A 22,574-nucleotide genomic window follows, 5' to 3' on the forward strand; every position below is an offset into this window, starting at 1 on the left:
ACCCCGCCAGCGCAAAAAGAAATATTTAATTTCCCTTTACCTCTATGAGGGTTATCTGGCTCCGGTTGAGCATTCTAAGCGGAAGCGTGCTGGTTCCATATCCGCTGTCTATGTAAAGCGTCGTGTCTTTGCCAACTTCATATAATCCCTGCAGGTACTTTGGGAAAAAACCCTGCCCCGGGGCAACCACTCCTCCAATTACTGGAAACCTCACCTGGCCTCCATGGGTATGTCCGCAGATCATAAGATCGCTCCCCATATCCTCCTTATGCACCACTATATGAGGTGCATGAGAAAGAAGAAGAGTGAAGCTTGTCCTATCTATATCTGATACGGCAGGCTCAAGGTCGCTGTGCCCTGTCTGAAAGTCGTCTATTCCGCATATGTTCACTTCAAATCCCGCGATTTCAATTACCTTCTTGCCGTTGTCAAGCACCGTAACGCCCAAACCCTCTATATTCTTTGCAAAATCGGGATTGTATGGATTTCTCCACTCGTGGTTACCGCTCACATAAAATACAGGCTTTTTGCTGCCGACAAGTCCTTTTACAAACTCATATACGTGAGCTATGTCATTACTATTTGCGTCTATTATATCCCCTGTAAGCGCAATAATATCAGGATCTTCCTCTTGCAGCTTTTCAAGTATGAAATCCGTCCTTTTGCTTGAATGCATATCCGTTATCTGTAGTATTCTCAGCGTCTTTCCCTTTGGTATCTTGCCGCTTTCGATCTCCACCCTGTTTAGTTTTGGAAAATTCACGTCAAATACTATATCCGCAGCAACAACCATAATAAACAGCATCAGATATGCCATTATCTTTTTGAACATGAATATCCACCCCTGCCTTTTAGTTTATGTCATTAATATTGATACAATTCCCGCTTAGTAGTGAATCTTTCGCTGCTTCGCCTCTACCTCAGCCTCTCCTTATATATGCTTGAAGGCAGCGCCCACCCGATCAAAAACATTCCAAACACAAGTATTATGTTGTTTTTAAAATACGGGGCCGCGGCTTCCATATGCGGCTTTATAACCTGAAGATTCAAAAATGGCATAAAGTGCATAGCAGACAATATAAGGCCTATTGTAAAAAACACTGTGAATTTGGTCCATTCAAACATCCAATATCCGGTGTATCTTTTCTGTTCGAATACTCCGATCAATCCAGTCAAGCCACCAAAGCCAGCAAACCAAATCAGATATGGAGCATTTTCAACAGCCCAATCGAACCCTTCAGCTGGCATTTCTTTTTCTCCTGGCAGCATGGCTCCCGCTGCAATTATGTACGCGGCAATAGCAATCCCGTAAAATATGTAAAATTTAGTATTTTTTCTTCTTCTCATTAACAAGTTCCCCTTTTTATCGATAATTTATAAACCATTTTATTCTTTTGTTTTGTGGATCTCAATCAATAATTTAGCGGATACTCCATTGAAAAGTCTTGATGTCTTGATGTCTACATGTATACCTCAATCCTGTTTATAATTTCTATTGCCCAGTCCATAGCATCCTTGGCCTTTTTAACATCTCCCTTCACCGGCTCCTTGAAGCTCTTTTCTCCTATGATTTCCATTTCAGAACCACTTATAGCGTTTTTCATATCTTCAAACGCATTGCCCTTGCTCATGCCGCAGCATGCAAAAAAAGCCATTTTACCTTCTTCAAGACCTCTAAAATCCACATGCCTTAAAAAAGCCTTTATGGCAGGTGCACAGCTTGAAGCCCATACCGGAGTCCCGACAAATATCATATCGTACCCTGACAGGTCATTTTCAAAGTCTTCAAGTTCAGGCTCCTCTCCCCTTAAAACCTGCCTGCCTCCTTGTATATACTTCATTATTCCTTCTCTTTTAATCTCGTTTTTAGGCCGTATTCTAATTACGTCTGCACCGGTTGCCTCTGCTATGCTGTTTGCTATATATCTTGTGCTCTCGCTTAGTGAATAATATACTACAAGTTTTTTCATATAATTTCCTCCCGTGCAATAAATGTTGTATGCCTTACTTATTGTTTATATCCATAATTACATGAGAAAAACATCTTATCACTATTACAGCGTAATTTATATATTATGTCCATCCATTTAAGCTAATATTAAGACTTAAATCGGATAAATTTCAAAAAATTTCAAAAAATCATTTTAAATTGTATTTATGCCTGTTTTCCTTTTAAATGATCCTGAATTGTAATATAATTTATTATGTATGTATTTCAATTAAATCTTGAAGACAAGCAGTCCTGTAAGCCGTCTGTAATCAGAAGCTTAATAGAGCCGCTTACAATAAACATTACTGAAAGGAAGCTGCAAATGAGCATTTTAAACGTAAAAAATCTAAGCCACGGCTTTGGAGACAGGGCCATATTCAACGACGTATCATTCAGGCTGCTAAAGGGCGAGCACATAGGCCTTATAGGTGCAAATGGTGAGGGAAAATCCACATTCATGAACATAATAACTGGAAAAATAGAACCTGACGATGGCAATATCGAATGGTCAAAGCGTGTAAGAGTCGGTTATATGGATCAGCACACAGCTCTTGAAAGCGGAACGAGCATAAGAGATGCTCTAAAGGAAGCTTTCAAATACCTTTTTGACCTTGAAAACGAAATGAACGAAATATGCGATAAAATGGCCAGCGCCTCTCCTGAGGAACTGGAGGTCCTAATGGATGACATGGGCACAATACAAGACATTCTGACTCTAAACGACTTTTATATAATAGACTCGAAAGTCGAAGAGGTTGCAAAAGGGTTGGGGCTTTCGGACGTCGGCCTCGACAAGGACGTATCTGACCTTAGCGGAGGGCAAAGGACAAAAATCCTTCTTGCAAAGCTACTTCTTGAAAAGCCTGACATACTTCTGCTGGACGAGCCTACAAACTACCTCGACGAGCAGCACATAGAATGGCTCAAGATATACCTTCAAAACTATGAGAACGCATTCATACTGATATCGCACGATTTGCCTTTCCTAAACAGCGTTATAAACCTCATATACCACATGGAAAACCAGGAGCTCAACAGATATGTCGGAAGCTACGACGAGTTCATGCAGGTGTACGAGGCCAAAAAGCAACAGCTTGAAGCTGCATACAAAAAACAGCAGCAGGAAATATCAGACCTTGAGGATTTCATCGCAAGAAACAAAGCAAGAGTTTCAACAAGAAACATGGCAATGTCGAGAAAGAAAAAACTGGACAAGATCGACAGGATAGAGCTGGCAAGGGAAAAACCAAAGCCTGAGTTCAACTTCAAGAGCGCAAGAACGTCAGGAAAGCTCATATTCGAAACCAAAGACCTTGTAATAGGATACGACGAGCCTCTTTCAAAACCTCTCAACCTAAGGATGGAAAGAGGCCAGAAGATAGCCATAGTAGGGGCGAACGGCCTTGGTAAAACCACTCTTGTAAACAGCATACTCGGAAACATAAATCCTATATCAGGGGAAGTCGAGCTTGGAGACTACCTTCACATAGGATATTTCGAACAGGAGATAAAAGGCGCCAACTACAACACCTGTATAGAAGAGGTTTGGCAGGAATTCCCGGGGTATACTCAGTATGAGATAAGGGCCGCACTTGCAAAATGCGGACTTACGACAAAACACATAGAAAGCAAGGTTCTTGTGCTGAGTGGTGGCGAGCAGGCAAAAGTAAGACTTTGCAAGCTCATAAACAGCGAAACAAACGTACTTGTGCTTGACGAGCCTACAAACCACCTTGATGCAGATGCAAAAGACGAGCTTAAAAAGGCTGTAAGAGAATACAAGGGAAGTTTACTTTTGATATGCCACGAACCTGAATTCTACAGGGATGTGGTTACAGACGTTTGGAACTGCGAATCTTGGACTACCAAAATAGTATAAAGCGCATACGGCTTCACAAATTGAAATCAAAATCAACTAAACTCTAATGTAAAAGCCAAGGCATTAAAGCTCTATATGCCTTGGCTTTTTTGATTCTGATTTTAAACTTTCACTTGTGCCAGTACATCCATTTAAAAATTGTATGTCAAGCAGTCCACTTTGTATTTATCCCTATTGCTTTGTGATTCAAGCTATTTTTGAGCAATATAAACCTTGTTTTTTTCAATCTTCTTGCCCTCTATAAGTGCCATGTCAGCGTAAAAGAACAGGTCTTTTTCTTCTTCTGTCGTGAATGGATATGAAGCTACTCCAGATGTTATAGTTATTGGCAATCCTACCAAATTGAAGTGTTTCTCCACTTCAACTCTTAGGAATTCCATTACTTTTTTCATGACTTCAATACCTTCATGGAGTATTATTATGAATTCGTCTCCCCCATACCTTATGACATTTCCACCATAAGATTTGACGGCATCGAGCGCCATTTGAGCTATCTTGACAAGAACCTCGTCACCTTTTTTATGTCCATAATGATCGTTTACATATTTGAAATTATCCAAATCATAAACGGCCATCGAATATATTTTGGAGCTGAGCTTTTTAAGAGTCTCGTCATAATACTTCCTGTTGTAACATTTTGTAAGTGTGTCTTTTTTTGCAATGTCCATTATCTCTTCATATAGTATTGCATTTTCCGCGACAACAGAAATCTGGATTGCGACAGTGTTGAAGAATCCAACCGCTTTTTCAGTAAAATAGTTTTCCACACTGTGCTCCATGGCAATAAATCCTATTTGAGTGTTTTTCTTGAAGTTGAAAAGCGGGGTTATTAGAAGAGAGCCGGCATCCTCTCCCGACAGCACATCTAAAAATCCAGCAATCTCGTCCTTTTGAACGCTCATGGATCTTTTGATATTTACCATATCCATGCCCGACTTTACTTCAAAGTGGAATATGCTTCCCTTTAAAATGTCTCTTTCAAAACATTTCATGCCGTCTTCGGTTTCTATGTATATCTTGCAGGAATTCACGCCGAACACACCCATAAGTATGTCTGTAAGGGATTCAAAAAGTTTTTCCAAAGTTGTCAGTTCCCCTGTGTGCTGAAGTATCTGCTCAAGCACCCAGTACATTCCATGTTCTTCTTCCATTTTGTACCTAAGATCAAAAATTTGTGACTCAAGCTCACATATTATATGCTTTAATTCGTATGGATCGTTTATTTCTGATGTATTTTTAAAGATTCTTTGAATCCCCATAAAATGCAGCACCTCTTTGATAAATTGAAAAAATAGTATTCAATTTTAATTATACTCTATACTCAATGCATTTGTCGAATTTTACAACGTTAAAATACAAATTATTTTTTCAACATATCTTCAAGCAGTTCTACTGCACATTCTATAAGTCCATTGCATACCTTTTCCCTGAGTTCATTTTCAGCAGCATACTCTTTGCCTTCCTCAGTGCTGGTGTCGCATCCGAGAAGCTCCCTACAAATTATTGAACCGTGCTTTTCCTTGAATGTGGAGCTAAAAGCCTTTACCCTTTCACCAATTTTCTCCTTTGAATCTGCATCGTCTTCATTGAAGTGCCCGTATTTAAGACCCAGGGCCATGACCGCACCACTCACGGCTCCGCATATTTCCGCATTCCTCATTCCACCCCCAAATCCGCTTGAAATTTTAAGTGCCGTCTCCCTGTCCAGCCCTAGCTCCTGTGCAAATGCTGCAACCACAGCCTGGCAGCAGTTGAATCCCCCGTTAAAAATTCCCATTGCTTCCTTTACTCTGTCCATTTTAACCCCTCCAAATTCCATCACTACAAAATAGTTTATATCCCATATTTTCAATAGCAAATTTATTCACTGCCATTCACCATAAGGACTCCTAATTACAACAATTTTAGCACATATATTTGCATATTAAAACATATCCGTGGCCTTGCTCCACCAATCTCATACTATATGTCCCAGTCAAAATGCATTTAATCCGTACTCCGCATAAAGTGTAAATTCCTCTCATTTGTGGTACAATATAATCCTACGAATATTGTTGAAAAAGTCCGCATTCCAGGTGCAAAATACACATTTTACGCCACGAAAAGTGCTGGTTTAACATAGTTAATGTAAAGGACGGTAATAAAATGATTGTTTTAACAGCTGAAAACCTATCTAAAAGCTACGGTGAAAAGATTCTATTCAAAGACATATCTCTTACAATTGCATCTGAAGATAAAATAGGGCTCATAGGAGTAAATGGTACCGGAAAATCCAGCCTCTTAAAGTCCCTTTCAGGAAAAGACCCTGCCGACTCGGGAAACGTGAACATACCTTCATCTGTACGGGTTGAATACCTTTTCCAAAACCCTGATTTCGAAGAATGCTCTACAGTGCTTGAGCACATATTCAGCAGGGGCGATTCACCTGAAATAAAGCTTATACGGGACTATGAAAAGATACTTTCCGACATGGGCAAACATCCCGAGGACGAAAGCCTTCAAAAAAGGCTATTAAAGCTCACTGCCGACATGGACTCGCTCGATGTATGGGAACTTGAAAGCCAGGTGAAGACCATACTTACAAAACTTGGCATAACTGATTTCGACCAGAAGATAAGCACTCTTTCAGGCGGTCAGAAAAAAAGGGTGGCTCTTTCCACTGTTCTTATACACCCTTGCGACCTCCTAATACTGGACGAGCCTACAAACCACATGGACAGCGACACCATAGCATGGCTTGAGGAATACCTCAAAAACAGAAAAGGCGCACTAATTATGATAACTCACGACAGATACTTCCTTGACAGGGTTGTAAACAAGACAGTTGAACTTGACAGCGGGAATATATACACGTATTCAGGAGGCTATTCACAGTTCATCCAAAAGAAGGCTGAAAGAAAAAACCTTGAATCTTCAATGGAAAGAAAAAGGGAAAGGCTCTACAAAAAAGAACTCGAGTGGATAAGAACCGGCGCAAAGGCGAGAACTACAAAACAAAAGGCGAGAATTCAAAGGTTTGAAACACTTGAAGATTCCAAGATGGACATAAATGATGAAAAAGTTGAGATATCGGTTGCCCACTCAAGACTTGGAAGCAAGATCGTGGAGATAGAAAGCATAAGTAAATCCTTCACCCAGGCACCCCTTATAAAGGATTTCACATACACTATTTTAAAGAACGACAGGATAGGGATAGTAGGGGACAACGGAACGGGAAAATCCACACTGCTCAATATGATATCCGGCAAAATCCAACCCGACTCCGGACTTATAGACGTGGGCTCAACTGTCAACATGGGGTATTTTTCACAGGAGTCGGAAGACATGGACACAAGCATGAGAGCGATAGAATATATAAGAAGCCACGCAGAATATATAACCACTGCGGACGGCACAAAGATAAGCGCATCACAGATGATGGAAAGGTTCCTGTTTACAGGGGACATGCAGTGGACTTTCATATCAAGACTTTCAGGAGGGGAAAGAAGACGGCTCTACCTTCTTAAGGTTCTCATGGATTCTCCAAATGTGCTTATACTCGACGAGCCTACAAACGACCTCGATATCGAGACTCTCACTGTACTTGAAGACTATATAGACGAATTTGCAGGCCCTGTGATAACGGTATCTCACGACAGGTACTTCCTTGATCGCGTATGCAGGAAGATAATTTCATTTGACGGCTGCGGAGCCGTATCGGTTCACCACGGAAACTACTCTGACTTTTCAGAAAAGGCAAACGATGCTTTATTAAATTCAGTTTCAGGAGATCAAAAGCAAAATACAGATGAAAAGCAGTCCCAAAAACCAAAAAAGCAAAAAAACAAGCTTTCATACAAGGAACAGCAAGAATACGATAACATAGGCTCTGAAATAGAGGACATCGAATCCAATATAGAACAGGTAGACATTGAAATTTCAAAGTATTCCACCGAATTTACAAAGCTTCAAAACGCTATGGAGAGAAAGGAAGAGCTTGAAATACTTCTTCTTGAAAAGCTCGAAAGGCAGGAATACCTCGAAGAGCTGAAGACATCGCTTGAATAGTATAACCCCCCAATATCAAAGGGACAGATTACCTGTCCCTTTTTGATTATCTATATGCCTCTCCATCATTCAACTTTTTCAATAAAATCCTTTTGGAGGTTGTAAAATTCACTTTCAAATTCTTCTGCAGTCAGAGGCTTGCTGAAATAGTAACCCTGCACAAAATCACAACCGTGATTTCCCAGGAATTTCAGCTGCTCCCTGTTTTCGACCCCTTCCGCAACCACTTCAAGGCCAAGGTTTTGAGCCATCAGGATTATTGTATGTATCATATTTGCATCGCTCTTGTCAGTTTCAATGTCATTCACAAACGACTTGTCTATTTTCAAATAGTCTATTTCAAATTTTTTCAGATAGTTTAGCGAACTGTATCCCGTCCCAAAGTCGTCAATGCTTATCTTGACTCCCAAGTCGCTGAGCTCCTTTATTGTCTTTATAGCGTAGTTGACCTCCATCGTCATGCTTTCGGTTATTTCGAGCTCAAGATGAACAGGCGCAAGTCCCGTTTCAGCCAAAACCCCCTCCACAATCTGGGCGAGGTCATTTTTTAGGAACTGGTGCGCCGATAAGTTGACGCTCACCTTCATTATGGGGATATTAATATCTCGCCATTTTTTCAGCTGAAGGCAGGCATTTTTTATGACCCACTCCCCTATTTGGGATATGAGTCCGGTCTCCTCTGCCAGTGGTATGAAGTCATTTGGAAAAATCAATCCACGCTTTTTATGCTGCCACCTTATTAGTGTTTCCACTCCAACTATTCTTCCATCCTTAATGTCAATCTGTGGCTGATAGTGAAGCACAAACTCTTCGCTTTCAAGTGCCCTTTCAATATCCAGCTTTAGTGTCAATTTATCCTTGTATAGCTTTTCCAAAGTCGACTCATAAATGAAATACCCGTTCCTACCATTTGCCTTAGCCTTGTACAGCGCATTGTCCGCATAAATAAGGCAGTCTTCAAAGCTAACCTGTTTTTCCCCGTAAAGAACGATTCCAAGGCTGGCCGTCATGTGCAGTTCATTGTCATCTATTACAATTGTTCTGTTGAATGCCTTTATGATTTTTTTACCCAGTTCCTGTGCCTGATTCTTGTTTTCTATTCCAAAGCAAAGCAGTACGAATTCATCTCCGCCTATTCTAAATGCGTGGTCGCCCTCACCAAGGCATTCTCTTATTATGTTTGCTGATTCACGTATTAGAAAGTCTCCCTTTATATGGCCGAATGTATCGTTTATCATCTTGAGCCTGTCCAGATCCAAAAAAACTATTGCCATGTCTTCTCTTCCTGAATCTTTGCCCTCAATGTATCTGGTCAGGGTTTCACTGAAGCACCTTCTGTTGGCAAGCCCTGTAAGCTCGTCATGGTATGCCAGATAGTTGTACTTTTCCTCAGCCAGATATCTTTGGGTGATGTTTCTAAACTGGCCAAATGCCCCTGTAAGCTTTGAGTCTTCGTCATATATAGGCAGTATTTCAGCTATGCAGACATACATTTTTTCTTCACAGTTTTTGAATTTGAGCTCTATGTTTTCATATGTCATTTTGTTTAGCAGCACATTCTTGAATAGATGGCCCGTTCGTGGCGATTTAAAAATGCTTCTGCCTATTATTCTATCTTTTTTATATCCAAATATGGTCTGTGCGGATTCATTGAACTCCAAAACAATTCCCTTTTCATCAGTCACTACAATTGCATTTTGAGTGTTTTTAATCATTATCTGGTTCATAATATTTAGCTTTTTGTTTTGTTTTTTGAGTATGAGTTCTCTTTCTATAGAATCCACAAGGTTTGCAAGCATTACAATAAAAAATGGGTTGTGGAACTTCACATCGGCAGTTATATATACCGCCCCCGATAAATTTCCCTTGCCAGTACAGCAAAAAGGCACCCCATAGCACGAGCAGCACTCAAGATGGCTGTGGAAGTGGTCATCCCCTATCAGCTGCACCGGCCTGCCCTCGCTTAGCGTCATGCTTATGATATTAGTCCCTATTTCCTCTTCAATAATCCTGCAGCCCGGGCTTATTCCATCACCAACAATTTTCGACCTTATGGCCTCATCCCCCATTACATCAAGCAGGTGTCCCTTTTCATCCGATATCATTATGAGTATCGGTATGCCTTCAAGTGATTGTATTACCTTTTCGCCAAAAAACTTGTATACCTCTATAATTTCGCCATAGGCCTTCCTTTTATCCGCAAGACCTGACCCTGACATTATGTATTTTGGTTTTTTTATTTCATCGGGAAACATCCCCCATTCCATGCATCTATTTTTTGATCTTATAGCATAGTCTTTGTCAGATTCAATTTCGTTTTGTAATATCAACTAAACCCCCCCTGAAAATGCGCGCTTCATATATCAGTCCAAATATTTCTATGGTTTTTCTCAAATTATATTTTCAATATTAGTTTATCAATTCCGTGCGGTTTATGCAATTTTTTTACCTTTTTCGATAGTTAGCCCTATTTTTCTCATTGAATTATTGCGCTCAATTTCCCATTCCAAGTTCTTATCAGTCCTGTTCCATCAATTGCATCTACAAAGAATCCTATTAAATACATATTGAGAAAAGTTCCGATTCCCGGAACAATGCCCCAAAAAGAGCAATGACTACAAGCACAAGACCTGTTATCTGTGCAACTCTCCCAAAGCTCACATGGGTTTGTATCGAAACCCCCATGTGGAATATCCACCACTGACCCATATATAATCCTTATAAAAAAAGACCCGCAGTTACGCCCGGTCTTAAAATATATAATATATTCAGCTGTAGATCTTTCTATTTAGAATAAATTAACCTACATGGCTATCTACCAGCTTTCTTTCCATCATAGCATTAAAGTGCCTTACAATTTCAGGATCAAACTGCCTTCCTGAGAATTTGTTTATTTCCTCCATGCTGATTTCATGACTCAGACCCTTCCTGTACGGCCTGTCAGTAGTCATGGCGTCATAAGCATCAGCTACCGCTATTATCCTTGCCCCAAGCGGAATTTCTCTTCCCTTGAGCCCCTCTCCATATCCGGTTCCGTCATATTTTTCATGGTGGTACTTCACCCCGTTTATGAGCATCTTTAATGATTTGGATGACTCAAGTATTTTTGCTCCTATAAGAGGATGATCCTTTATGACCTCGTACTCCTCGTCATTTAGCGGAGCTGTCTTATTCAGTATGGAATCCCTTATCCCTATCTTTCCTATATCGTGAAGTACTGCCATATACTCAAGTCTCTCCAGCTCGTCATCTCTAAGGTTCATCTCTTTTCCTATTTCTACGGAGTACTCCGTAACCCTGTGGGAATGACCCCTTGTATAAGGATCTTTCGCGTCTATCGAACTCGCCAGGGCGTGTATGGTTTCAAAATATGTGTTTTTCATCTCTTTATACAGTTTTGCGTTTTCTATTGCAATAGCCGCCGAGGTCGATATGGCTTCCAAAAAAGCCTCGTCCTTGTCGTCAAATGAGGCTTTTCCCTTTTTATTGATCACCTGAAGAACTCCAAGTGTCTTTTCCTTGAATTTAATGGGTATTGTAAGCATTGACTTTTGTTTTAATTTTATTTTTTCGCTTATCTCCTTTTTGAAACTTGTGTCATTGTCCGCATCCCTGCTATTTATGGACTTTCCTTCCTTTGCCACCCAACCGGCTATTCCCTCACCCATTTCAAGCCTTGTTTCCTTGAGTTTTACGCCTTTTTCTCCAAACGCAACTTCAAACCAGAGCTCCTGTTTTTCCTCGTCGACAATGTAAATTGAACCGGTCTCTGCATTAGTCTCAGTCTTTGCAATTTCCATTATCTCGCCCATAAGATCCTTGAGCTTTATACTCGATGTTATCTTCTTGCTCGTTTCATTGAGTTTTATTAGCGTTGCTATTTTACCGTTATTCCTTTTTATTTTAATAAGGGCTGCAACAAGTGCCATTGCTAAAGATATCGCTATGTAAAACCAAATGTCCATTGCACCACCCCCACATCTCTATTTTATATTCTTCAGGCATACATTCCACTTCGCTCGTGCTGTCAATCCACTTTACATCTGCCCCCAGCTCTTCGCATATGAATCTTATCGGGACCATTATACTTCCATTATAAACGCATTTCCATCGGGAATATACAGTTTTTTTACTATTTAACCATATCTGGATTCCCTTCTATGGTCCCCTGAAGGAATAAATCCATGTCCTCCTGCTCAAGCGGCACTCTGAATATTTCCATGGCATCCCCTATGCTTTTGTCCACTTGATTTTCTGCAATAAAAAAATGACATATATTCAATATATCAATAAGATACTACTCACAAACAACTATCATAAATAGTGTTTTTAAATGTTAAATTCAGACGAAATTTTACAAAATAAATGTTTTCATGTTATAATATGACAGTATAGTAATAAAGTCCTCCATTATATTAAATATATAGTTCAAAAATACAATTTAAAAATGGGCAAACTTACCTAAAGGCAAGGACGCAAAGCCATGGGTCTAAGGGATGTTTTCTATGACTGCCAGGTTGCTTATACTTCGTTTTTTTTACGTGTGTTTAATAAATGTTTCAACTTATCTGTTAGTACATTTATTAAACGTGTGAATTAGACTTATTATCAAAATACCACCGAGGCTTCCGTTTTTAGACAAGCTTTGCGGTGGCTTTTTATTTTTTATAAAACAAGCCTGTGCTGTTAAAAAATAATTGATTCGAAAGGGGAAAACTCACATGAACAAAACTATTGAGCAAAACGAAGAAAGTCGCCCTTATATAGTTGTAGATGTAGTAGATAACAAGATAAATCTATCGGATATTCAAAATGCTCTTTTAATAGAAACTCTCAACAAAAGAACAATTGTATCCAAAACAATTCCTTTTAAGAGTATCCTCCAAATTTTCTCAAGAAATAAAAACATATGAAAATATGAAATTCTATATATGTAGGTTCAGTACAGCATTCTAAACAGCAGCAAAAAATAATGGCAATTCAAATAAAATCTCAAAGACAAAAAGTAAACCGGAAAAAAAGCCCCAGTTTGCTTTATATTTCATATATTAAAAAATCCTCTAGCGCACTTTCAGATAGAATTTGTACATATTAGGCATATCCATTGACAAATGCATATCTTCGATATAGAATGATTGGATGGCTTAAATATTAAGGAGAACTATGATATGAAAAATTTCAAAGATTTAAATATAAGTGACAAATTGGTTGAAGGTCTTCAAAGAGAAGGCATTACCAATCCTACAAAAATTCAAAATGAAACTATAACTCTTGCTATTGAGAATATGGATATTATCGCACAGGCGGTTACAGGCAGCGGCAAGACCCTGTCTTATATACTTCCGTCTTTCGAAAAAATTGATGCAAACTCCAAGGATTTGCACACCATAGTATTGGCACCCACGCATGAACTTGTGGTGCAAATAAACAACGTGGTCAAAAATCTTGCTAAAAATTCAAATCACCCTGTCAGATCGACAACTATAATAGGCGATGTAAACATTAAAAAACAAATAGAAAACTTAAAATCAAAACCTCATATAATCGTCGGCACGCCGGGCAGAATGCTTGAATTAATCAAATCTAAGAAAATCAAAGCCCACCAGGTAAAAACCATAGTTATAGATGAAGCCGATAAACTGCTGTCCGACAACAACATACAAACTGTTAAAGATGTTATTAAGACCACGCTGAGAGACAGACAAATACTGGTTTTCTCTGCTTCTATCGACAAGATTGCCGTAGACAGGGCGTCAGAGCTTATGAAAAACCCTAAATTAATAAATCTTGCCGACGAAAAGGTCAATAGTGATATTGAACATATGTGTGTGATATCTTCCCAAAGAGACAAGATAAACTCTCTCAGGAGTTTAATTCATGCCGCTAAGCCTAAAAAAACCATTGTTTTTATCAATAAAAACGAACTGATCCAAGAAGTGGTGTCCAGGCTCAATTACCACCAGCTAAGCACAGTTGGAATATTCGGCAATGCAACAAAGACTGATAGGAAAAAGGCTCTCGATTCCTTTAAAAGCGGAAAATCAAATGTCCTTGTAGCTTCAGATTTAGTAGCCAGGGGTCTTGATCTCAATGATATTACACATGTAATAAATCTTGATGTTCCTGAAAACTTAAACGAGTACATCCACAGAGTCGGACGTACTGGAAGGGCGAATAAAAAAGGTACTGCAATTTCCATAGTTACCGAAAATGAAATACCATTTCTAATGAAAATCGAAAAGCTAAACGGCATAGTCTTTGCTCCTAAAGAAATTTACAATGGCAAGTTAATGGATTTAAAGTAGTATCCACGTCTTTTTGATATTATTGAAAATACCACATAAACCATAAAAGCCCCAAGATTAGCCTTGGGGCTTTTACATTTGCTGAATTATGCAGCTTTTTTCTCTTTTGGGCTTGCTACTCTCTTTTCATATCTGTTGAACATAATCAGAGAAACCCATGTGAAAAATGCAGGTCCGGCAATGCTCCATATTGTAGATTCCATATCTCCCTTTACCGCTGGATCTATTATCGTAAAGAAATTTGCAAATCCAACTGTAAATGTAACCACTATACTTGCAACCAATCCGCTCCTGTGCGACTTGAAAATCTCAAAAGGCTTGTTGATGCTTGAATTCTTCTTAAACTTTGCAAATGCTCCTGCTATGAACATGTATGGAAGAGTCATTGCAACGTTAGTCATAAGCACAAGCTTAGTGAAAAATTTCGAGGCCGCATCCCCGCCGAATGAAACCATGAAAATCATGGCGACAACCACCATGCACTGAACCCACATTGCGTTTTTAGGTATTCCGTCATTTACCTCTCCAAGCTTCCCAGGCCAAAGCTCTTTTGGAGTGCCCTCTATTATCTGCTTCAACGGGGCATATGTCAGGGTAAAAAATGCCCCTGTCAGCGCAAGAAGCATTGATATGCCGACATACCTTGCAACCCAATTCCCTATCGATACAGAAACAGCCTCGCCGAGTCCAAATGCCTGTCCCAGTTCGTATCCCATGTTGTTCATCATTATATACGCCACATTACCCATGTGCACGTTTTCTGACGAGAGCACATCAGACCAGTTCACAAACACTCCGCAAAGGAATATACCAATTGCATACCCAGCAGAAATTACAACTGCCGCTATAGTTATGCCTTTAGGGAATGTCACTTCCGCGTTTTCAGTCTGGTCCACCAATCCGCCTGCAACCTCCGTACCTCCATATGCAAATAGAGCAAATACAAGGAATGCAAGCACTGCTATAGGGCTTTGGTAAGACATGTTAGGCGACTTTATGAATGACTCCACCCCCGTAATAGGCTGTGCCAGCTCCCCGCCGTTTCCTATCAGTATTGCTATTGCACCTACAAGCAGCACTATATTAAGCAGTGTCACTGCAATGCCGCCTACAGAAGTTATCTTTTTTATCTTATCCAATCCCTTAGACGACACGTATGTCACCATCAATATCCATGCAATTCCCAAAAGGCCCAGCGTCTGGGTGGATTTCAAGCCAAACAGCGACCATGTCGAAGTTGTATCTGTTCCAAATATCGCAGTTGAAAATACAACCCATATTGCAGATCCTACATTAACCATCCATATAATATAAGATGCATACCACATGAATGTCCCTACAAATGCATATTTGGGATTTACGGATTTTGACATCCACGAATAAATGCCGCCCTTTTCATCTTTGAATGCCGCACCATATTCAGCCATCATGAATGCAAAAGGTATAAAAAATGTGATTGCAGATAAAACATACCACGGAATCGCAGCATAGCCCATCAAATAAAATGATCTTGGCATGTTTGCAAATCCAAACACCGATGTGAAAATCATCAATATCAACGAAACTAAGTTAAGCTTTTTAGAATTCTCTTTGCTCATTTGTACTTCAATCCTTTCTTTGAGTGTCCACTTTTCAATTAATATCAAAAAAATAATCCATAAAATTTTTTTGATACGGCTTTTATTATAATGTATTTTTGTTATTTAAACAACGAATTTTTGTCGTTTTTAAAAATCTTTTTAAATTTTTAGTACATTTCCAATTATGGCAATTACCATTTCTATGTGAATTCTACATTTTTATTACAATTTATTTTTTTGTTTGGCATTTGCATACATGTGCGCTCACCTGTAGGTTAACTATTTCACATGTCAGGGATTCTTTCAACAGCATTGATATTTTAAAATCTTTCGAATTTTCCGAATAGAAGTGGCCAAAATATATTATAATAGTAGACATAGAATAAATAGTGATATAGAGAGGCATTAATCCATACCAATAAAATATTATCCGTATTAGGAGGCGTATAAAATGATAGTTTCTGATGAAAAGAAAATAAATTCGCAAAAGGTAGAGCACCCCGAGGCCAAAAATGCCCTTATGAAAGTTCTCATATCGCCTAATGAAGGCTGGGAAGGGCATGTAATGCGTATTTTCGAACTTGAGGCGGGAGGATATACTCCAAAGCACACACACGACTGGCCACATATCAACTATATACTCGAAGGGTCGGGCACGCTTTTCCTCGACGGCAAGGAAAACGAGATTGAGGAGGGATCTTACGCATATGTCCCTTCAAACGAGCTTCACCAGTTCAAAAACACAGGAAAGGGAACACTCAGATTCATATGCATAGTTCCTGAGGAAGGACACCAGTAGTAACATAACAATGCTTGGCAACGTGCCGCCGCGTAGTGCCTGTTTTATTCATTACAACGTGCAAAACCCGCCATCAAGGCGGGTTTTGGTGTTTTTAATACTAAAGAGCGATCTTGCGATATTTTTACAGAGGGTCTATTCCCGGTTTTTCAATTTTATTGATCCACCTCGCCATCCGTGTAGTTTTGCTTGGTCTTGTTGATATAATAATCTTCTTCACCCATTTCTATGAAATAGCCTCTCTCAACAAGTTTGTCTACAGCTTCTTTGAACTCCCCGCAGGTTTTATATATGTCCATGTCCATTATGTCAGTTTTACGAGACTCAGAATTCATCGACATTAAAAACATCCATATAATATCCGTCCGGATATTCCTCTGCGCTCTTGTCTGTAGGATTTTTTTCGCCATCTGCCATGATGACATTTTCAACTTTAATCCAGCACGCTATCCGAATCATTGAAGTACACCTCTGACACTGTGTTTCATCCAATAATGCTTTCCTCATCCAAAAGAATTCCATGCCCGAGCTCCGTGCCCGTAACTATCAATTTGCCTTTCAGCAGAAGTGTTTCGTTCGTTTTTGAAGAATCCTCCACAGCCTTAGAGCCGTCACTTTGAACCTGCTCATTTTCCATTTCAGACTTTACTTTAGTCTTTCTCTCTGACTGTTGACTTTCCTCCCGCGGCGAGCAGCCTGTAAAGATTAGAACCAACACCAGAAGCAGTCCTGCTATTTTCTTCATTGCCTTAAAACGGCCCCACTTTTCCGTCTTCTTAGTAAGGCACCTCTTTTGCACTGAATGATTCATAGTCCACATCAGCCTTCCATCCTCTCACTCCTACGTATCCGTTCACTTTCAGCATGCTATTGTCGACGGCCATGTAGTTTTTCCCATCAACATATATGTTCATCATGTCTCCGGCATTTACCACTCTCAAGTCATAGCTCTTACCTTTCTTTACGTCAAAATCCAGCTGTACCTCTTTAAGTATGTTCCACTTGTAATTTGTCCATCCTGCCAATACAGTGTTTTTTTCAGGATCTATACCTACATAGTAGCCTGTGTACTGGTCGTTTCCAACGCTGGCCCTTGTAACATTGAAGACTATTCCCGCATTGCTGCGATTTTCGTTGTTGAACTTCATTGTCACCTCATATATCCCCGAATAATTGTATAATATAGGTTTGTCAAATATGTTCGCCACCAATGCCATTGGACCATCGCTGCTCGAATCCGGCCTCATTCTGAGAGTCTTTTCTTGATCCCAGTCGCCACCGTATTTTGCCATTCTGTAATACTTTTCTCCGTCCACTTCGAAATTGAACTTATAAGCCTCCGTTATATACCCTTCAACGCTGTACTGATCCATAGTATATACAGGCCCCACCTCTTTAAATTTTGTATCGTATGCTATCATGTCTCCATTAGTGCTTTTTTCCCTTACAACGTAATATCCCTTGTATTTGCCTTTTTCCACAATAGTATATCCGTTGGCAAATCCGAAGTCCTTTTCGTAATTGTGGTATTCCTTCGTCTTGAAGTCATACGATATTATCCTGCCGTCTTCGTCCATGAAGTAAATTTTCCTGTAGTCGTTTGCAACATAAGTACTGCTTGCTTTAAAAACTTTCATCCTAGAATCGTTCTCCGGGTTGAATTCCTCCCCATATTTCAATACGGCTTCCTTGTTTCCTGTATTATTGAATGTCACATACACACCGTCGCTTTCTATGTTAGCCGTATAACCTTTTGCATAGTTGTTGTTTTCTGTTATCACTACCACAGGCTTTGCGTACTTTTTATACACCCTGTTTGCAATTGCAACTGCCTGCTCCACAGATGTCGTGCTTTTAGGGTTGAATTTAATGCCGTCGCCTTTCATGAAGTCGTTTTCATACACAAAGTCAACTCCCCTTACAGCCCAGGAGGCAACGCTCCCCTTATCTGTCATTGCAAGTGTTCCATCTCCCCTGTTGTAATCCACTCCAAGCGCACTCACTGCATTTAGCATCATAACTCCCATCTGCTCCCTTGTAACCGAACTGTCCGGTGCAAATTTCCCATTTCCAACGCCATTTATAATCCCTAGATTGTACGCTATCCTTACAGATACATCCGTAGTGTCGCTAAAGGTTGATGCAGGTGCTGGAGCGGGGTCCTCCTTCTTGACTGCCCTGTATAAATTGACAGCCAGAGTCGCAAATTCCTGCCTTGTTATATTCTTTTTGCAGTCATTCAAAAGAGCCGAGTCCATGACAATTCCATTCGTCACTGCATCTATGAGCTCTTCCTTGGCCCATGAACTCACATTTCCATAATACCACCCCCTGGCTTCACCCTTTGTTATGGCAAAAGACGTAAAACCGCTCATCAGGAGCATCAACACAACCACCAAAGATAACACTTTCTTTTTCACAGTATTCTCCTCCTTTTGCAAATTTATCCATCTATGTAATAGTATATCCATTAATCAATCATATTAAACTCAAAACCCAAACGTTCAGCACCGCTATTTCCCATGTGCATATTTGCGCCCCATGATACCGATTAATCCCGAATGCCCCATAACCAAAATTAAATTTCAAATTCCGCATAAATGCATATTTTCAACCTATTACATATCGGACAGTTGTTGTATAATGATTCTATGGCATTGTCGGTTTTTACAACAGTCAATGCCTGTTATTTTTGATCCATGGAGGTTTTTATGTTAGCATCGAATCAAAAAAAAGGATATTTAATGGTCGCCTCTGCAAGTGTGTTTTGGGGCACACTAGGGCTTTTTACCACGCTCATTTTTTCAATGGGGCTGGCTCCTTCTCAAACTGCATTTTGGAGGATGTTCTTCGGATTTTTGTTCCTGTTCCTATATATACTTTCAAAAAACAAAGGCCTGTACAAAATAGATGCAAAGGGACTTGTTATGTGCGGGATAACAGGGCTTTTCTGCCATACCGTCTTCAATATATTTTATATGGGCTCCATCCAAAAGACGAGCATAGCCACAGCGGCAGTTCTGCTTTACACGGCTCCCGCATTCGTGATACTGATGTCTAGCATATTTTTCAGGGAAAAGCTGACCTCTTTAAAGCTCGCAGCCTTAGCCGTTTGCCTTTCTGGCGCTTTTTTGACCGCGACCGGAGGGTCTTTGGCTTCCCTAAGCCTGAACATGTCCGGCGTGCTCATGGGACTTGGCGCAGGATTTTCATACGCCATGATAACAATAATGACAAAGGCTTTCCTTTGCAGCTATAATCCACTTACAACAAACATGTATGTGTTTGCCTTTACATCACTTTTTTTGATACCCGTATCAAATCCAGTCGATGTGATATCCTCCGGGATGAGCCCAAAGCTCATTGTGCTGCTTGCATGCCTGGGCCTTTTCCCGACCGCCATAGCATATGCGGTATATACGGCGGGGCTTTCAAAGCCCATAGAGTCTTCAAGGGTTGGAATAATATGTACGCTGGAGCTTGTAGTGTCAGTATTCATATCGCTAATGTTCTTTTCGGAAGACCTTTCTCCGGCCAAGCTGGCGGGAATAGCTCTGGTGATGGCTTCAGTTCTCATTGTGCAGCTTGACAGGAGCTGATATACTGTCCAAAAATATAAATGCAAATGCACCCCATAATATTTTCAAAAACAAAAAACGGCCGGATGATATAAACAAGTTGTTTACATCATCCGGCCGGCCCTGTATTTAAAATATCCAAGTTCCGCTCTGGTTGGAATCCTCAAGATAATCACGTTTCGCCTGCGGAATGAGATTGAGCCTTGCCCTTGTCTCCACCTTTACTCCCAAACGCTCTAAAAGCGGCGACATATATAGGGCCAATTTTTGGTCTTTCATAATCACCCTTTTCGGAATGGTACGCATTTTGCCCATGAATTCCATAATGAAGCTTAAAAACTCCTCCTCATGGTTCATTATATGAACGGCGGAATCCCCTATGGTCATTCCCAAGTCCACATCCGCTATGAGCATTACAGCTGGAAAAAATGACTTTCCATCTTTGTCCATTGCAACTGGAGCATTGTGGTAGAAGCTGTCTATCTCCCATGACTCCTTGGTCCTTGTGCATATCTTTTTAAGCTTTCTCAGCCTCAGTTCATCATTGTATATTGAAAAACCCTTTACACTGTCTTCAGCATTTATAAAATCACTGCGCCTTGACTGCGCATCATCTGCTCTTTCGCTAAAGGCTGCGCTTTCGATGAAAGCCCTGCCCTTTTTAACAGGGGAGGCTTTGTCATCACTGCATTTTTCTGCATTACAAAAAGAATTGATTGTAGATTCTGATAATTCTGATAATTTTTTGTATCTTTTTTTACTTTTGATGCTAAAATAACTTAACATCCCCTCATTTTTTTGTATGCTTGCATATAGACATCTTTTAGAATCCATATTCCTCCTCCTTTCGAATAATTTTACATTCAAATTTGTTATATATCCAACCCCAAAACGAAATTGATATAAGCTTAATTATAACACCATCGCACCCGAAACTCCAATGTAATTGGAAATTTTTATAAAAATATTCTTTTTTGTGGCCTAAAAAGGAGTACTTGCTTCACACAAAATAGATGCTTGAATCTATACATGCATTATTATTTCTGCACGAAGCCCCTGAACTTAATTGAATAAGTCCAGGGGCTTCATACTTTGCTTATATTTCACCTGATTATAAAAGTTCCTTTTGAGGCGTTACTATAATTTTAACATGCTGTTTCTTTTGAGGCCCCGTCAGCGTTCCAAATCCTTCTTCAACAATATCATCAAGAACTATCTTTTTCGTTATGTATCCCTGCGCTTTTATCCTTTCATCGCTCATTTGTGAAATTGTTGCAGGAAACTCATTTCTGTATGCAATAGTTCCGATGACATTTTTTTCCGTGAAAACTAGTACATTCGGATTTATATTTATTTCATTTTCCCATATGCTTGTAACAACCATTGTCCCATTGTATTTTATGCTTTCTATTCCTGCATCAAATCCTATCTTAGCACCTGTAGTCTCGAATGATACATCCACGCCGTTACCACCCGTAAGCCTTTTGACTTCTTTAGCCACGTCCACCTCATTAGGGTCAATCACGACATCCGCTCCGGCCCTTACCGCGTAATCCTGCCTTATGGACTTTCTTTGCATTACAACCACAAGGCTCGCGCCTGCAGCTTTAAGCGCCTCTATGGTCGCAAGGCCTATAGGTCCTGCTCCAAGAACAAGGGCAGTCTGTCCTGTCATGAATTTGCCTATCCTCAAAGAATGGATTGCAACAGCTATTGGTTCTATGAGCGCCGCCTTTTCGAAAGAAAGCGAATCTGGAATCCTGTGAACAAATTTGGCTGGAAATACTGTGTATTCAGCAAATCCTCCCCCGCCTCCACAAAGTCCGTGGAATCCAAGGCTGCTGCAAAGATTATACTTCCCTTCCTTACAGGCATCGCATTCTCCACATGCGACTATCGGCTCCACTGCAACCCTGTCTCCAACCTCAATGTCCGAAACCCCTTTTCCTACTTCCACAACTTCTCCTGAAAATTCATGTCCAAGTATAACTGGTGCCTTGTCTCCGCTTATTGGGTGTGGACTATCCTGTGGTATGAATATTGGCCCTCCAAGGTACTCATGCAGGTCTGAACCGCATATTCCGCACCATTTGACCCTGATTTTCACGCTCCCTTCAACAACCTTTGGCTCATCAACCTCTTCAACCCTTACGTCCTCTCTCCCATACCATAATGCCGCTTTCATATCATATCCTCCTTTATGTCGTTTAATTATTAATTATCAATAATCTCGATATCAATAAAAGCAATTCCCATGCCAAAATAAAAAAATCAAATATGTATTTTTTCATTTCTCAAACATGTCTTCAATCAATCCCTTTGTATGCTCCGTAACCACTGTCAATTGGACCTTTTTCGTGAAATATATTTTGCTGTGCGAATTCGCATATTCTTTG

General features: G+C 40.1%; 21 protein-coding genes and 1 riboswitch. Of the genes, 6 read left to right on the forward strand and 15 right to left on the reverse strand.

Annotated features, from left to right (window positions below):
- Positions 1–25: 25 nt before the first annotated feature.
- From BUQ87_RS01520 to BUQ87_RS01530, 3 genes are all read right to left on the reverse strand, one after another.
- On the reverse strand, positions 26–832 hold the full coding sequence (locus tag BUQ87_RS01520; protein ID WP_038260836.1) for a metallophosphoesterase: 807 nt from the start codon (positions 830–832) through the stop codon (positions 26–28).
- 83 nt (positions 833–915) lie between these two features.
- Positions 916–1,347, reverse strand: a complete 432-nt coding sequence (locus tag BUQ87_RS01525; protein WP_038260833.1) for a hypothetical protein — start codon at positions 1,345–1,347, stop codon at positions 916–918.
- A gap of 113 nt (positions 1,348–1,460) precedes the next feature.
- Complete coding sequence (locus tag BUQ87_RS01530) at positions 1,461–1,970, reverse strand: flavodoxin family protein (protein ID WP_038260830.1); 510 nt, start codon at positions 1,968–1,970, stop codon at positions 1,461–1,463.
- Positions 1,971–2,312: 342 nt separating this feature from the next.
- Between BUQ87_RS01530 and abc-f the strand changes: the two genes are divergently transcribed.
- Positions 2,313–3,869, forward strand: a complete 1,557-nt coding sequence (abc-f, locus tag BUQ87_RS01535; protein WP_038260827.1) for a ribosomal protection-like ABC-F family protein — start codon at positions 2,313–2,315, stop codon at positions 3,867–3,869.
- Positions 3,870–4,060: 191 nt separating this feature from the next.
- Here abc-f and BUQ87_RS01540 read toward each other — a convergent pair whose 3' ends face one another.
- Both BUQ87_RS01540 and BUQ87_RS01545 read right to left on the reverse strand, forming a co-directional pair.
- On the reverse strand, positions 4,061–5,128 hold the full coding sequence (locus BUQ87_RS01540) for a sensor domain-containing diguanylate cyclase (RefSeq protein ID WP_052635828.1): 1,068 nt from the start codon (positions 5,126–5,128) through the stop codon (positions 4,061–4,063).
- 101 nt (positions 5,129–5,229) lie between these two features.
- Complete coding sequence (locus tag BUQ87_RS01545; protein WP_038260824.1) at positions 5,230–5,667, reverse strand: C-GCAxxG-C-C family protein; 438 nt, start codon at positions 5,665–5,667, stop codon at positions 5,230–5,232.
- A gap of 347 nt (positions 5,668–6,014) precedes the next feature.
- Between BUQ87_RS01545 and BUQ87_RS01550 the strand changes: the two genes are divergently transcribed.
- Positions 6,015–7,916 carry an ABC-F family ATP-binding cassette domain-containing protein gene (locus tag BUQ87_RS01550; RefSeq protein WP_038260821.1) on the forward strand — a complete coding sequence of 634 codons (1,902 nt, stop codon included), beginning with the start codon at positions 6,015–6,017 and terminating at the stop codon, positions 7,914–7,916.
- A gap of 65 nt (positions 7,917–7,981) precedes the next feature.
- Here BUQ87_RS01550 and BUQ87_RS01555 read toward each other — a convergent pair whose 3' ends face one another.
- From BUQ87_RS01555 to BUQ87_RS15805, 3 genes are all read right to left on the reverse strand, one after another.
- Entirely contained in the window at positions 7,982–10,246 is a 2,265-nt protein-coding gene (locus BUQ87_RS01555) for an EAL domain-containing protein (RefSeq protein WP_052635827.1), read from the reverse strand.
- A 468-nt stretch (positions 10,247–10,714) separates the two neighbouring features.
- Complete coding sequence (locus BUQ87_RS01560) at positions 10,715–11,881, reverse strand: HD-GYP domain-containing protein (RefSeq protein ID WP_052635826.1); 1,167 nt, start codon at positions 11,879–11,881, stop codon at positions 10,715–10,717.
- Positions 11,820–11,999 carry a stalk domain-containing protein gene (locus BUQ87_RS15805; RefSeq protein ID WP_074210006.1) on the reverse strand — a complete coding sequence of 60 codons (180 nt, stop codon included), beginning with the start codon at positions 11,997–11,999 and terminating at the stop codon, positions 11,820–11,822. The genes BUQ87_RS01560 and BUQ87_RS15805 overlap by 62 nt, the downstream gene beginning before the upstream one ends.
- Positions 12,000–12,356: 357 nt before the next feature.
- Positions 12,357–12,441: riboswitch (cyclic di-GMP riboswitch) on the forward strand.
- Between the two features lie 196 nt (positions 12,442–12,637).
- Here BUQ87_RS15805 and BUQ87_RS01570 point away from each other — a divergent pair.
- A complete protein-coding gene (locus tag BUQ87_RS01570; protein ID WP_038260818.1) occupies positions 12,638–12,829 on the forward strand; it encodes a hypothetical protein in 192 nt (63 codons plus the stop codon).
- A 255-nt stretch (positions 12,830–13,084) separates the two neighbouring features.
- Positions 13,085–14,221: a DEAD/DEAH box helicase gene (locus BUQ87_RS01575; protein ID WP_038260815.1), complete on the forward strand. Its 1,137-nt coding sequence runs from the start codon at positions 13,085–13,087 to the stop codon at positions 14,219–14,221.
- A gap of 86 nt (positions 14,222–14,307) precedes the next feature.
- On the opposite strand, the gene yjeM is transcribed toward BUQ87_RS01575, so the two are convergent.
- Entirely contained in the window at positions 14,308–15,819 is a 1,512-nt protein-coding gene (yjeM, locus tag BUQ87_RS01580; RefSeq protein ID WP_038261506.1) for a glutamate/gamma-aminobutyrate family transporter YjeM, read from the reverse strand.
- 433 nt (positions 15,820–16,252) lie between these two features.
- Between yjeM and BUQ87_RS01585 the strand changes: the two genes are divergently transcribed.
- The gene (locus tag BUQ87_RS01585; protein ID WP_038260811.1) at positions 16,253–16,600 is read left to right on the forward strand and encodes a cupin domain-containing protein; all 348 of its coding nucleotides are present in this window, start codon (positions 16,253–16,255) and stop codon (positions 16,598–16,600) included.
- Between the two features lie 155 nt (positions 16,601–16,755).
- Here BUQ87_RS01585 and BUQ87_RS01590 read toward each other — a convergent pair whose 3' ends face one another.
- Genes BUQ87_RS01590 through BUQ87_RS01600 form a run of 4 tightly spaced genes read right to left on the reverse strand, consistent with a single transcriptional unit; the run spans position 16,756 to position 19,020 of the window.
- Positions 16,756–16,941, reverse strand: coding sequence for a hypothetical protein (locus BUQ87_RS01590; protein ID WP_038260809.1), 186 nt, complete (start codon positions 16,939–16,941; stop codon positions 16,756–16,758).
- The gene (locus tag BUQ87_RS15645) at positions 16,925–17,059 is read right to left on the reverse strand and encodes a hypothetical protein (RefSeq protein ID WP_278309026.1); all 135 of its coding nucleotides are present in this window, start codon (positions 17,057–17,059) and stop codon (positions 16,925–16,927) included. Before BUQ87_RS15645 ends, BUQ87_RS01590 begins: the two co-directional genes overlap by 17 nt.
- Before the next feature lie 25 nt (positions 17,060–17,084).
- Positions 17,085–17,411 carry a hypothetical protein gene (locus BUQ87_RS01595; protein ID WP_143182368.1) on the reverse strand — a complete coding sequence of 109 codons (327 nt, stop codon included), beginning with the start codon at positions 17,409–17,411 and terminating at the stop codon, positions 17,085–17,087.
- Positions 17,377–19,020, reverse strand: a complete 1,644-nt coding sequence (locus BUQ87_RS01600; RefSeq protein ID WP_038260802.1) for an S-layer homology domain-containing protein — start codon at positions 19,018–19,020, stop codon at positions 17,377–17,379. Before BUQ87_RS01600 ends, BUQ87_RS01595 begins: the two co-directional genes overlap by 35 nt.
- 291 nt (positions 19,021–19,311) lie before the next feature.
- Between BUQ87_RS01600 and BUQ87_RS01605 the strand changes: the two genes are divergently transcribed.
- Positions 19,312–20,199 carry a DMT family transporter gene (locus BUQ87_RS01605; RefSeq protein ID WP_038260799.1) on the forward strand — a complete coding sequence of 296 codons (888 nt, stop codon included), beginning with the start codon at positions 19,312–19,314 and terminating at the stop codon, positions 20,197–20,199.
- Positions 20,200–20,307: 108 nt separating this feature from the next.
- On the opposite strand, the gene BUQ87_RS01610 is transcribed toward BUQ87_RS01605, so the two are convergent.
- Positions 20,308–21,012 carry a DUF6930 domain-containing protein gene (locus BUQ87_RS01610; RefSeq protein WP_038260796.1) on the reverse strand — a complete coding sequence of 235 codons (705 nt, stop codon included), beginning with the start codon at positions 21,010–21,012 and terminating at the stop codon, positions 20,308–20,310.
- Between the two features lie 277 nt (positions 21,013–21,289).
- The gene (locus tag BUQ87_RS01615; RefSeq protein ID WP_038260793.1) at positions 21,290–22,363 is read right to left on the reverse strand and encodes a 2,3-butanediol dehydrogenase; all 1,074 of its coding nucleotides are present in this window, start codon (positions 22,361–22,363) and stop codon (positions 21,290–21,292) included.
- Positions 22,364–22,574 lie beyond the last annotated feature (211 nt).

The organism is Peptoclostridium litorale DSM 5388, assembly GCF_900141635.1.
Taxonomy (GTDB): Bacteria; Bacillota; Clostridia; order Peptostreptococcales; family Peptostreptococcaceae; genus Peptoclostridium; species Peptoclostridium litorale.